This window comes from Paracoccus yibinensis (genome assembly GCF_030846195.1).
GTDB lineage: Bacteria > Pseudomonadota > Alphaproteobacteria > Rhodobacterales > Rhodobacteraceae > Paracoccus > Paracoccus yibinensis.
This window is the reverse complement of sequence record NZ_JAVCWH010000041.1, coordinates 1-9,300: the sequence shown is the minus strand read 5'-3', so window position 1 is coordinate 9,300 and position 9,300 is coordinate 1. Positions and strand designations below refer to the sequence as shown.

Genomic DNA, 9,300 nt, shown 5'->3' with positions numbered 1-9,300 from the left:
CGGGGCGAAGGGGTTTCCCCGGCCTTCCTGCGCCTTTGGCTCCGTGCAGGCCGGGTGATCCCCCTCCCCTTCGCCCCTACGGACAACCTTGCGCGGGTCCCCCTCCTGCCCTCGCCGGGAGGCAGGGTTTCAGGAGAGGGCCGCTTCGCGGTCCTCGCCAGAAACCCCGCCCGATCATCCGGCACCAGACCGGCAAAGGGCATCGCCACAAGGAGGCCACAAATGGCTGACAAGTTCGACCTCTACGCCCACGTCACCGACAGCATCATTGCCAGCATCGAGGTAGGCACCCCGGCATGGCGCAAGCCGTGGACCGGCGACAAGGGCGGCGCACCCTTCCCGCTGCGGAGCAACGGCGAACCCTATTCCGGCATCAACGTCCTGATGTTGTGGCTTGCCGCAGACACCAAAGGCTACCGCGCCGCCCGCTGGTTCACCTACAAGCAGGCCCAAGAGGCAGGCGGACAGGTGCGAAAGGGCGAGAAATCATCCACCGTTGTCAAATACGGCACCTTTGAACGCGAGGACGCGGAGACGGGCGAGGAACGCCGCCTGCCCTACCTGAAAGCCTACCGCGTCTTTAACGCCGAGCAGATCGACGGCCTGCCCGCAGAATACTACGGCACCCCCGCCGAGCCTGCCCGCGACCTTGGCACCGCCGCCGACCCCGTCCTTGACGCCTTTTTCGCGGCGACCGGCGCGGACATTCGCACCAGCGACGAGCCGCAAGCCTACTACAACCCCGGCGAGGACTTCATCCACATGCCGCCGATTGCGACGTTCCACAGCGCCGCAGGCTACTATGCCACGCTTGCCCATGAGGCGACCCACTGGACCGGCCACAAGAGCCGCCTTGACCGCTTTTCCCGCTTCAATGACCGCAAGGCTTACGCCTTCGAGGAACTGATTGCGGAGATTGGCAACTGCATGACTTGCGCCCGGCTTGGCCTGACCCCGGATTTTGACCAGTCCGGCGCATACGTTCAAAGCTGGTTGCGCGCATTGACCGACGACAAGCGGCTGATTTTCAAAGCCGCCAGCGAGGCGCAGAAGGCCGCCGAATGGCTGATGAAAGGTCAGCAGACCGATGCAGAAGAAAAGAGGGCCGCATGAGCCGCCCCCATCCCCTGCCCGCCCTGTCCTGCCGCAAATGCGGCAGGAGCAACCCTTGGGTTTATCTCGCGCCGGTTGTGGTCGAGGGAGCCGGAACCTGCATCTGCATGGATTGCGCCAAGGCGCGCGGCTGGCTAGACGCAGCCGGAAATCTCAAGCCGGGAGTCGTGCTTTGACGACCTACGAAATCCGCGATGACCCCGACGACCTACCCATCATCTGCGCCACCTTGGCAGAAGCGGAGCGGCGCGGCCAACGCCGGGCCGCCCGCCTCGGCATCGAGGTTCTGATCTATGAAATGGACCCCACGCGCGGAGAGCGGTTTATCGGCGCGATCTGACACCCGGCCCCCGCAGCAGCGGGGGCTTTTCCTTGTCGATCTGGTTGACCAGGCGGGGCGGAGCCGTTGAGCCGGCCCCGCCCCGTCTGGCCCTGCGCTGTCCGCGCGAGAACCGCGAATGCGGCAAGATGGAGACGGCTGCGCCGTCACCCCATAAAGAAGCCCCGCCTGAAAAAGGCGGGGCAGGTATCTCCAACAGGGAGGGAGTTCCGGTCAACGTAAGGTTGCCAAGAGAGTTCCCGGAAACAGTCTGAGATCATCAGCCTGCTCTTCCTTCCCCGATCCGCCATGCCGTCCAATCCTGTTCCGTGATCCGGTCAATGGCCGGGTTGCTGTGCAGGACCGGCAGGCGCAGCGACTCCGCGGCCGCAAGCGCCAGGCAGGTTTGCACCGTCAGTTTCGCCGGGTGATCCGCTTGCTGGCCGAACCAGGCCGCAAGCCTGCATCCATCAGCGGCGATGCGCGGGCTGATCGCGATTTCATAAACCTTCAGGATTTGAAGCAGGTTGTCGAAAACCTCGGTGGCCTGTTCAACCGCCTCGGCCGAGGTGCCGCGCTTGTCCGCGCGGCCCTCGGCCAAAGCCATGACCACATCGAGGCGCACGCTGGCCGAGGTCTTGCATTGCCTGCGGCTGCCCTTGATCTTTTCCACCAGCAAGGGCGCGTCCGAACTGTTGCCCAGAATGGCAAGGAAGGCAGAGCTATCAACGAACATCAGCGTTTGCCCTTCGGCGGAACGATGTGCGTGGACCTAAAGCCGTAGTTCTTCACCCGCTCCTGCAATGCGGCAATCTGGTCCTCGATGGTCGGGATGGACCTAAGGCGCTCGATTTCGTTCTGGATTGCCTGCCGCACCGCTTCGGTCTTGTTGACCCCAAGCATCTCGGCCAGCGTTTCCGCCAGATCGTTCACGCCTTCATCGCGGATGGATAACTTGCCCATGTGCGTTCCAATTTGTATGCACAGCATTTACAAATTAGCCTATACACCTGCATATTGGTCGGCAAGTCCGAGCGAGGTTCCGGCCATGCCCCCTGACACGTTGACAGGCCGTATCCGCTTCCTGCTGCTTCAGCCGGTCGATGCCCTGCGCTTCGCGCACGGCACGCCCGCCGCCGAGTTAGGCGGGCTAAAGGCTGCGGCTGTTCTGCTGCTGCTGTTCAACTTCGCCTTCGCCATGTCGCTCTATCATCATGGCGAGGCGCTGACGCTGGTGCCCCTCATCGGCGCGAGCCTGCACCTGGTGCTGGTCTATATCCAGCGGGTGCTCGACCTCTTTGCCTGGGGCATGTTCATCTATCTGGTGATCCTGCGCCGCCGCGCCTGATCCCTTGCCCGAAACATCGTACAGATTGCCGTATTGATCCTTCACAGGAATGGAGGCAACGATGACCAAGGAACAGACAAACCGGGGCTGCGCCCAGGATCGCTGTCAGGTCGCGGCCGGACAGGATCACGAAGTCCGCTATGAGGGCGAGAAGGTGGATGTGTCCAAGGACGAGGTGTGCGAGGCCGTGAAGTCCGAAGGCAACAGCCGCAAAAAGGTCGAGCGCAAGCTCTCCGAGGATTGAGCCCATGGCAGGCCATGCAAGCAAGCTGCGCATCATCCGGCCGGTGTCCTATCAAGAGACAGACAGTCGGTTTCGCACCGTCAGCGATGCCAATGGCATGGGCCGGGCACTGATGAAACATTGCGACAAGGACGACCCAGATTATCGGCGCGCAGCGGCGTCCTGCATAGCCTTTGTCGAAGGCAAGGCAACGCCCGATCAGGTCAGGGCCGATTTCATCCAGGCGTTGACGTCAGCCGGGGTGTTCGTCCGCGAACAATAGCAGCTCACGTCCCCGCGTCAGAGGTCGTGTCGCTGCTGGACGGTGCATTGCAAAGATGAAGGGCCGGACGCGCTTCGAGCAGAACCCCGTCAAGGTCGCCTGCCTCCGCCAGCTTCTCGATCTGCCGAAGACAGCCAACCGCCTTGCGGATCCCGTCATCTGCCATCTTCCATTTCTTCCTTTTCCGCTGTCAGGTTGGGCACCATGGACTTTACCCAACACGAGCAGGCAATGACTGGAAATCTGCAATGATCGTCTCGGCAATCGTCATGGCTGCCCGTGATGCCGCCGCCGACATTGAATCCGCATCGACCGGAGAAAATCTCACCGCCGAACGGGTGCGTGCCCTCAAGACCCTGGCCGACAATCTCTATGCCACCGCCCTTCAGGCAGAGGACAATGACCCGGAAGCGGTCAGGTTCTTGTGCGACATGCTGGGCCTGGAAAAACTGCTGGCCTTATATGATGCGGAATGCAGCCGGGAGCAGGCCGGTCGCCCTCGCCTATAAGATCTGTCCCGGAGCCTGCTTCCAGCCGCATCCCATCCTTTGGCCGGGGCCGCGCTCCAGGCTTCGGCCTTTCTGCCAAGACAGCTGTGCTTCTTGTGCCGGGAGGGACCGCCTTCCTTTGTCGTCAACCAGACGCCAGCTGCTTGCCAATGTCTTCATGCAGGTCTTCAAGTTCTGCGATGCTGAGGGATATGCGATGAGCTGCGTCCTGGGCTTCTTCGCCCGTCAGTGCAAACGCGTCTGCATGAGCGCGACACAGCAGAAGCGTCCTGTGCGCCGAAGAGAGATAGTCTTGGAGCATTGTGGCATTCATCGTCCGGCGCATCGTGAGCATGTACCTGCTATGGTTGAATCAATAGGCGGATATTCGCTCACAGGTACAATGAACGCGTGAATAAAGGAACCTTTTTCGCGTCAAGGTTGTGTTTTGACCCTGCGTCTCAGTTGCCGGAGAAGCGACAAGGCAACGTTGACGCTTCTTGCTTGGCGCCGCAGGTATGCCTTGATCCTGCTGGCAGCTTGAGAATGCGAGGAAGATCCCGCAGAGAACGACATCACGGCGCGAATACCGGCAAGCCTGCCGGGGCGACCACAACAGGACAGGACAACAGGGGGAGGCTTTCCATGGCGCTGCTGATTGGCTTCGGCCTTGTCGCCTTTCTGGGGATCTTCCACCACTTCGCGCTATTGAAACTGCGCAAGGTGACGGCGGATGCCAAGGAGCACCCAAACCGAGCCATCATCACGGTCTTCATCGGCCTTCTTGTCATTCACCTGGCGGAAATCCTGCTTTTCGCTGGCGCCTACCGCGTGCTGCTGAGTTGGCCATGGCTGGGGCAGTTGCACGAGGCCGACATGAGTTGGACTGGGTTGATCTATTTCTCGGGGATCAACTTCACCTCGTTGGGTTACACGCAGATCGAGGCCGCTGGCCCGCTCCGCCTGATCAACATGATGCAGTCGCTGGGCGGGTTCATGATTCTGACCTGGTCCGCCACCTTCAGCTACAGCATCTGGTCGAAAGCGTTGGACGGGCTCTGAACGACGACTGGCCCCCTGCCCCTCCTTTGCGGCTTTTCCCGTGCCGCCTGTCTCGTCCCGAGCCAGCCTGCGCGGGGCCGCAATAGTCGGTCCAGCGGCCCAGTCTCGGCCCTGCGGGTGGCGATCGCTTGCGGGGGAGCCTGGTTGTCCAGCCTCGCGCCGCAACGACCTTGGGAGTGGAGGCGGGAGGCCGAAGCAGGCTGTAAGCGAGACCACAGGGATCGAGCACATAGCCTGTGGTCAACCGGGCGGGCAGTTGCCTGATCCGGTCAAACCTTTCCACCATGGAAACCTCAGCCGGCGTCCGCGCCTAGTCTGCGAGAATGACCGTGAAATCTGGACCGACTTACCGCTCACTGACGCTGATCGCTGTTCTTCGTTGAGCTTCGCGACCTTGGCGTCGAACAGTTGCCTGACCTCATCATCCGACAGTTCCGAGACGGATTTTACTTCCGACCAAGGCTTGTCGTGCTGCTCGGGGGAATGGAGCATGTCACACCCTCCTTTGCACCCAGAGAGCCTAGCACGACAAGAATCGTATGCCAAATTTCCCTTCGTTAGCTCTGTAGGATGGCACAATCCCGCCGAACCCTTCCACAGGGCGGCTCGCTTCCCTTTGCTCTTTGATGGGCACGTCCAGCTCGCCGCCCTGCAAGGCCCGCCGCCCGCAGGGAGGCGGCAGGCTGGATAGCTTCGACCGGGAAAGATGATCGAGGGATCCCCGCACAGGGCGGGGATCGAGGCAAAGGCGCGAGACCGCGCCTGGCCGGGGGATTCGGACAAGCCGAACGCCCCTGCCCTTTGTGGGGCCACGCGCGAAGGGCGCGTGTCCGTTCATGGGAACCGCCGGTTCCCCCACGCAAGGCCGTCCGCTTGACGGGGCGAAGGGGTTTCCCCGGCCTTCCTGCGCCTTTGGCTCCGTGCAGGCCGGGTGATCCCCCTCCCCTTCGCCCCTACGGACAACCTTGCCTGGGTCCCCCTCCTGCCCTCGCCGGGAGGCAGGGTTTCAGGAGAGGCGCGCGCTTCGCGCTTCCTCGCCAGAAACCCCGCCCGATCATCCGGCACCAGACCGGCAAAGGGCAGCACCACAAGGAGGCCGGAATGGCTTTGTTCGAGATTGTCACCATGACCGACGACAGCGGCATGAGCCGCGTCGTCACCGATGACCTGGCCGCATGGGTCGAGAACATGGGCACCGAAATCACCGGGACCGAGACCCGCACCCGCCTGCGGCCCGAATTGCAGGACCAGCCGAAAATCGCAGGCTTTGTCGGCCCCTGCTGGGGCGGCCTGTCCAAGACCGGCGAACCCATCATCCGCTACGAAGATCGCGGCACCTATGCCGCCCTGAGCCAGTAAGGAGGCGGCGATGACCTATTTTTCCGTGGTCCAGATCGACATGCACCCGGCGCCCTATGTCGCCGCCACCGGCAGCGCCCGCAGCGCACAGATCCTGGCCCGTCTTGTGGCCGAGCGTTGCCCCGGCAACGTGTTCGGCGTGCGCGACACCGCCGATTTCAAGGGACCAAAGAGCAATGGCTTCATCCGCGATTGCGCCCGATCCGTCGAGGTTCAGACCCTGGCCGCGCAGGAGTTGATGGCCGAGGCCGACGACAACCCCGACCAGCTTCTCAAATGGCACGTCTATTTCTACGACAGCGGCGCGGGCGAAAGCCGCTTCACCGTCAACGCCTATCTCGATCATGACAGGCGCGTCCGCGCCAAGTGCGAGGCCGACCCGACTCTTGCGGGCCGCGCCGTTGTCTATGGTGACGGTCCTTCGATGGAAACGATGTATCTCATGCTGGATGCCTTTGCCGCCCGGCAGGAGGCCACGGCATGACTTGGCGGATCATCGAAACGAGGGCGCATCCAAGCGCCCTCCCCCGCGCCCATGACACCGAGGCCCTGGCTTGGTGCTTCGCGCGCCGCCACGGCCATGAGGTTTGGGACGTAACGGACAACGGCCGGACCGCCTTCGAGCGTTTCCTGGGCCAAGGGTGACGACATGACCTATCACAACACCGAGTTTCCGAAGATCGGAGAGACGCAGGAACATGCAGCGCCGGCGCTGCGCCGCAGCCTGTCCGAGATCGTGGCCGAGTATGACGAGAAGGCCGCGGCCATTCCCGAGGCAATTGCCGAGTTCAACCAGGCCGAGACGGCAATCAACGTCGCGGCTTGCATCGGCGGAGCCTATGGCGGGCAGATTTTTTCCCGCAGCCCGAGCCTTTACGAACGCGATGTGCGCCTTGCCCTGCTGCGTTCGGCCTGGAAGCATGTCTATGAAGGCTTGCAGATCGAGCGCATTGCCAGTGCCAAGGATCGCAAGCAGCTTGACCTGAAGCTGACCAACCCCCTGCCCTTCACCCTGCCCAATCTTGCGGAAGTGTTCGGGGATTACCTGCTGGACCCGCGCTTTCACGTCCTCAAGGGCTTGGCCGAGTGCTTTTGCGACCTGGACCCCGCCTATAAGAGCCATTCCAAGGTGAAGATCGGCGTCGAGGGCCTGCCCAAGCGCATCATCATCGGCAGCGCGACCGGCTGGAACGGATGGGGCCAGGAGCGGCTGAAGGACACCTTGAACGCCCTGCGCGTCTATCGCGGCCAGCCGCGCTATGAATACCGCGAGTTTGCCGACATGATGAAGGAGGCCGAGCGACACGGCGAAGCCGATTGCTGCGCAGGCTTTATCCGCGCCTTCAAGAACGGCAACGTGCATCTGATTTTCAACGAGGATGGACGGCGCGACATTAACCGCGCCCTGGCCGAGTTCTATGGCGAGGTTCTGCCCGACGCGCCGACCGAGGCCGAGGCCAAGCGGCCAAGCACGGAGGTTGCCCGCGATCTGCAATTCTATCCCACACCCCGCCGCGTGGCGCAGGAGATTGTCAGCGCCCTATACCTGTCAGGCGGCGAACAGATCCTTGAACCGTCCTGCGGTGACGGCCGGATCATGGACGAGCTTGCAGCGTGGAACGACAGCCCCGAGGACCGGCGTGGCCGCGCCCCTGTCATCGTGACCGGCATCGAGTATGACGCAGCCCGCGCCGAGCAGGCCCGCGCCAAGGGTCATTCTGTCATGACCGCCAATTTCCTGCAGGTCGCGCCCGATCCGCGCTTTGATGCAGTCGTGATGAACCCGCCCTTCTATGGCCGGCACTACAAGCTCCATCTGGATCATGCGGTGAAGTTCCTGAAGCCGGGCGGCGTCCTGGTCTGCATCCTGCCCGCAACGGCCCACTATGACCACGGCACGACCATAGGCCGCTGGACCGATCTGCCCGTGGGCAGCTTCGCCAGCTCCGGTACCAATGTTCCGACCGGCTATTGCGTCTATCACAAGCCCAAGGCGTAACTGAAACCGACAGAGGCAGGCTATGCGCCTGCCCCTGTCCTCGCCTCATTGCAAGGATCACCCCATGAACCTTTATCTGCGCATCTATCTGGCGGGACATTCCGGCCGCGTCATGCCGCGTTGGCTGCGCCGCATTACTGCGCGCAGCGAATTGCACCGCGCCTGGCTGTGCGGCTTCAATGGCTGCTTCGAGCAGGACGGCGTGCGCTACGGACCCGCGAACCCCTACCCCGGCCCGGCCCTGCCGGACTGCTGAGCCGCCAGATCCTTGACCAAAAGATCGTAGTGCCAAGCCTCAGAAAGTGCTAAGGACTGCATTGCTCCATCTAGCGACGGAGTAACTTAAGGCCCCGCTTGCGCGGGGCCTTTTTTTCAGCCTCTCCATTGCGGCATCGAACCAGGCTGAGTCGCAGCTTGGAAAAACCCAAAACATGCCAGCTAGTTGGCAAGTGACGCTCTGGTAAGGTTGTCAATCGAAATCTGAAAACTGGCTTTTTGGACTGGCTTTTTAGCCAGTGGCATAGCTTTGTCAGTCAGGACGGTTAACACCCGTTTTACTTACAGAGGGATGGGGTTCGATGTTTGCGGCACGAGAGACAGCAACCGATTGCAGGGCTGAAGTTACCCGAGACATGATCGAGTTGATGCTGTCGCAGTTTGACAGCTTGAGTGATCCAGAAGGCATCATTCAGTTGGAACTGCGGGGCAACTGCCTCATGATCCTCAATCCCGAAACCAAAGCCTACGAAGTCGTCGGACTGGCCTGCCTCCCGCCTTCCATGCGTAAAGTCATCAAGTAGGGCGTCCCCCTTCGGGTCGCGTCCCCGGTTCCGGCCGGCAAGCCGGCCTCCACCCGAGCTGGTCAGGGCGATGCTCCCGGCTGCGGCGCGCGGATGCCTGTCTCGTCCCGAGCCAGTCCCTCGCCCGCCGGTCCTGGTCGCCCTGCCCTGCCCATCTCGTCCCTTCGGGCGGGACCGCTGACGCGGGCCATGAGCCCGGTTGTCCAGCCTTGTGCTGGAACGACCTTGGGAGTGGAGGCGCAAGGCCGCGAGCCGGGCTGTAAGCGAGACCACAGGGATCGAGCGTCAGCCTGTGGTCAACCGGGC

The 9,300-nt window shown here is 62.4% G+C and carries 18 protein-coding genes; 14 read left to right on the top strand and 4 right to left on the bottom strand.

Annotation, left to right across the window (positions count from 1 at the left end; translation table 11 throughout):
* The first annotated feature begins 222 nt into the window (after positions 1-222).
* Genes RAH32_RS21040 through RAH32_RS21030 form a run of 3 tightly spaced genes read left to right on the top strand, consistent with a single transcriptional unit; the run spans position 223 to position 1,453 of the window.
* Entirely contained in the window at positions 223-1,113 is an 891-nt protein-coding gene (locus tag RAH32_RS21040; protein ID WP_306610359.1) for an ArdC family protein, read from the top strand.
* The gene (locus tag RAH32_RS21035) at positions 1,110-1,289 is read left to right on the top strand and encodes a hypothetical protein (RefSeq protein WP_306610358.1); all 180 of its coding nucleotides are present in this window, start codon (positions 1,110-1,112) and stop codon (positions 1,287-1,289) included. The genes RAH32_RS21040 and RAH32_RS21035 overlap by 4 nt, the downstream gene beginning before the upstream one ends.
* Complete coding sequence (locus tag RAH32_RS21030) at positions 1,286-1,453, top strand: hypothetical protein (RefSeq protein WP_306610357.1); 168 nt, start codon at positions 1,286-1,288, stop codon at positions 1,451-1,453. The genes RAH32_RS21035 and RAH32_RS21030 overlap by 4 nt, the downstream gene beginning before the upstream one ends.
* Positions 1,454-1,712: 259 nt before the next feature.
* Here the strand turns inward: RAH32_RS21030 and RAH32_RS21025 are convergent, their stop codons facing one another.
* Entirely contained in the window at positions 1,713-2,168 is a 456-nt protein-coding gene (locus tag RAH32_RS21025) for a hypothetical protein (RefSeq protein ID WP_306610356.1), read from the bottom strand.
* Positions 2,168-2,395 (bottom strand): type II toxin-antitoxin system VapB family antitoxin, encoded by a 228-nt coding sequence (locus RAH32_RS21020; protein WP_306610355.1) that lies wholly within the window; start codon positions 2,393-2,395, stop codon positions 2,168-2,170. The genes RAH32_RS21025 and RAH32_RS21020 overlap by 1 nt, the downstream gene beginning before the upstream one ends.
* An 85-nt stretch (positions 2,396-2,480) precedes the next feature.
* Here RAH32_RS21020 and RAH32_RS21015 point away from each other — a divergent pair, with 85 nt between their 5' ends.
* From RAH32_RS21015 to RAH32_RS21005, 3 genes are all read left to right on the top strand, one after another.
* Entirely contained in the window at positions 2,481-2,780 is a 300-nt protein-coding gene (locus RAH32_RS21015) for a hypothetical protein (RefSeq protein ID WP_306610354.1), read from the top strand.
* Positions 2,781-2,841: 61 nt separating this feature from the next.
* A complete protein-coding gene (locus RAH32_RS21010) occupies positions 2,842-3,024 on the top strand; it encodes a DUF3606 domain-containing protein (protein ID WP_306610353.1) in 183 nt (60 codons plus the stop codon).
* Between the two features lie 4 nt (positions 3,025-3,028).
* The gene (locus RAH32_RS21005) at positions 3,029-3,286 is read left to right on the top strand and encodes a DUF982 domain-containing protein (RefSeq protein ID WP_306610352.1); all 258 of its coding nucleotides are present in this window, start codon (positions 3,029-3,031) and stop codon (positions 3,284-3,286) included.
* 4 nt (positions 3,287-3,290) lie between these two features.
* Here the strand turns inward: RAH32_RS21005 and RAH32_RS21000 are convergent, their stop codons facing one another.
* The gene (locus tag RAH32_RS21000; protein ID WP_306610351.1) at positions 3,291-3,452 is read right to left on the bottom strand and encodes a hypothetical protein; all 162 of its coding nucleotides are present in this window, start codon (positions 3,450-3,452) and stop codon (positions 3,291-3,293) included.
* A gap of 82 nt (positions 3,453-3,534) precedes the next feature.
* Between RAH32_RS21000 and RAH32_RS20995 the strand changes: the two genes are divergently transcribed.
* Positions 3,535-3,795, top strand: coding sequence for a hypothetical protein (locus tag RAH32_RS20995; protein ID WP_306610350.1), 261 nt, complete (start codon positions 3,535-3,537; stop codon positions 3,793-3,795).
* 624 nt (positions 3,796-4,419) lie between these two features.
* Positions 4,420-4,836: an ion channel gene (locus RAH32_RS20990; protein WP_306610349.1), complete on the top strand. Its 417-nt coding sequence runs from the start codon at positions 4,420-4,422 to the stop codon at positions 4,834-4,836.
* Positions 4,837-5,076: 240 nt separating this feature from the next.
* On the opposite strand, the gene RAH32_RS20985 is transcribed toward RAH32_RS20990, so the two are convergent.
* A complete protein-coding gene (locus RAH32_RS20985) occupies positions 5,077-5,328 on the bottom strand; it encodes a hypothetical protein (protein ID WP_306610348.1) in 252 nt (83 codons plus the stop codon).
* Between the two features lie 609 nt (positions 5,329-5,937).
* On the opposite strand from RAH32_RS20985, the gene RAH32_RS20980 reads away from it, so the two are divergent.
* The 6 genes from RAH32_RS20980 (at position 5,938) to RAH32_RS20955 (ending at position 8,994) form a co-directional block, all read left to right on the top strand.
* Positions 5,938-6,195, top strand: coding sequence for a hypothetical protein (locus RAH32_RS20980; RefSeq protein ID WP_306610347.1), 258 nt, complete (start codon positions 5,938-5,940; stop codon positions 6,193-6,195).
* Between the two features lie 10 nt (positions 6,196-6,205).
* On the top strand, positions 6,206-6,679 hold the full coding sequence (locus RAH32_RS20975; protein WP_306610346.1) for a hypothetical protein: 474 nt from the start codon (positions 6,206-6,208) through the stop codon (positions 6,677-6,679).
* A complete protein-coding gene (locus tag RAH32_RS20970) occupies positions 6,676-6,840 on the top strand; it encodes a hypothetical protein (protein WP_306610345.1) in 165 nt (54 codons plus the stop codon). The genes RAH32_RS20975 and RAH32_RS20970 overlap by 4 nt, the downstream gene beginning before the upstream one ends.
* 4 nt (positions 6,841-6,844) lie before the next feature.
* Entirely contained in the window at positions 6,845-8,194 is a 1,350-nt protein-coding gene (locus RAH32_RS20965) for a class I SAM-dependent methyltransferase (protein WP_306610344.1), read from the top strand.
* A gap of 64 nt (positions 8,195-8,258) precedes the next feature.
* On the top strand, positions 8,259-8,450 hold the full coding sequence (locus RAH32_RS20960; protein ID WP_306610343.1) for a hypothetical protein: 192 nt from the start codon (positions 8,259-8,261) through the stop codon (positions 8,448-8,450).
* 376 nt (positions 8,451-8,826) lie between these two features.
* Positions 8,827-8,994, top strand: a complete 168-nt coding sequence (locus RAH32_RS20955) for a hypothetical protein (protein WP_306610342.1) — start codon at positions 8,827-8,829, stop codon at positions 8,992-8,994.
* Positions 8,995-9,300: the final 306 nt, after the last annotated feature.